The organism is Stieleria sp., from assembly GCF_041595215.1.
GTDB lineage: Bacteria > Planctomycetota > Planctomycetia > Pirellulales > Pirellulaceae > Stieleria > Stieleria magnilauensis.
The window spans coordinates 1-1,906 of record NZ_JBFHKV010001360.1; the positions used below are offsets into that span (position 1 = coordinate 1).

A 1,906-nucleotide genomic window follows, 5' to 3' on the forward strand; every position below is an offset into this window, starting at 1 on the left:
CTGCCAAGCCGTACACGCACGCCGCCGGGCCGGCCGCGTTTGGTCACCTGGATGACAAGGCCATTCATCAGGCTGACTTGTTTGCGACGCGGCTGCGCAAACGCGCAAAACATTTGCGGCGCTGGCCGACCAAACGCAACATCACTTGTTTTCGGTTGTACGAGCGCGACATTCCCGAGATCCCCTTGATCGTCGATCGTTACGAAGACCACTTGCACATCACCGAGTACGAACGGCCCCATGATCGCGATCCCGCCCAGCACGCCAACTGGTTGGATCTGATGGCGCGGACCGCCGCCGAGACGCTGGACGTGCCGCCGGCCAACGTTCACTTCAAACGCCGTGGACGTCAGAAAGACAACACGCAACACGAGAAAGTCGACCACACCGGAAACCGGATCGTGGTTCAAGAAGGCGGTTTGAAGTTTCTCGTCAACTTGGACGACTATGTCGACACCGGGTTGTTTCTCGACCATCGCATCGCCCGTTCGATGGTCCGCGACCTCGCCGAAGGAAAATGGTTGCTCAATCTGTTCTCCTACACTGGATCCTTCACCGTCTACGCGGCGGCCGGTGGCGCCCGCAAAACGACCAGCGTTGATCTCTCCAACACGTACCTTTCCTGGACGAAAGAGAATCTACGGATCAACGGACTGATCGACGAAAAACGCCAAGACGGACATACATTCATCGCCAGCGATGTCGCCCAGTTCATTGCCGAGCATCCTCCCGGTGAACGCTACGACTTGGTCGTCTTCGATCCGCCGACGTATTCACGCAGCAAGAAGACCGAGCGTGATTGGAACGTGCAGACCGATGCGGTGCCGATGTTGCAAACGCTGTTGCCGTTGGTGCGCAAGGGCGGCGTGATTTTCTTTTCGACCAACTTTCGCCGCTTCAAGTTCGATCCGGCGGATTTGGATGTGTCCGAGTGTCACGAGATTTCCAAACAGACCGTGCCGGAAGATTTCCGCAACCGCCGCATCCACCGCTGCTGGCGAATCGTTCGCTAACCTTCCGCTGCCAAGTGTTCGGGACGTGTCATTGGTTCCGGTACCGACGCGTTCCATGATGAGGTCGCCGAGTCCGATGTGGCGTTACCGTTGGCTACAACGGAGGACAGGTGGTCCGGGGCGGCAGGCTGACGCCAGCTTCTTGAATCCACAGGCCGTAGGTCGTCAGCGTTTTGGTGCGGTCGGCGTCTTGATCTCTCGTGGCCCGTTGAGTGATCCGCAGACGCATGACTCCTCCGTCACTCGCGTCGTGTGGTCCGAGGGTGTTTTTCTTTGACTCGAAGACGAATCCGAGCGAACGCACGACGCGCCGTTGGTTGGGAGTCGAGCGCTTTAGGATATTGGAAGTGCACCCTTGAGATCAGAACGCCGTTGGCAGCACAGCGTTGATGAACTGCGGCCAAGAGATTCGGGAAGCAGACGGTCTGGAGACGGCAGCGATGATCGTGGCAAACGAGTGCAGCGGGCGCGGAGGATGGGTGATGCCCGGGAGACGTCGATTGTATTACTGAGCGACATTTGGGCTAAGCACCGCTCTGTGGTGCACACCGCAGAGCGGTGCCACAACAAAGCCCGGGGTCGCGAAGCGCACCCCGGGGTGGGGGCGCAGAGGACAGGGGAACCCCAGCGGGGTTCAACAGACGGCTTCCTTCTGATTTCGTCACCGCTCGGCCTCGCTTCAGCTGAGGCAGGATGGGGCGTGAGGAACCTGGACGGACGGAAGATTGCAAATTGAAAATTGAAAATTGAAAAATGCAAATTTGCAATTGGAAGTTTTCATTTTGCAATTTTCAATCTTTTGCTCCGTGTCCTACAACGGGGAAACGGGTGCCAGGCATTTCAGGAATGAAACCTGCGCAAAGGAAAAAGCCGTCAACCCCGAACTTTTAGCA

The 1,906-nt window shown here is 57.6% G+C and carries 1 protein-coding gene; it reads left to right on the forward strand.

The window, feature by feature from the left end:
* The first annotated feature begins 77 nt into the window (after positions 1-77).
* Positions 78-1,013, forward strand: a complete 936-nt coding sequence (locus ABX749_RS31285) for a class I SAM-dependent methyltransferase (RefSeq protein WP_372899485.1) — start codon at positions 78-80, stop codon at positions 1,011-1,013.
* Positions 1,014-1,906: the final 893 nt, after the last annotated feature.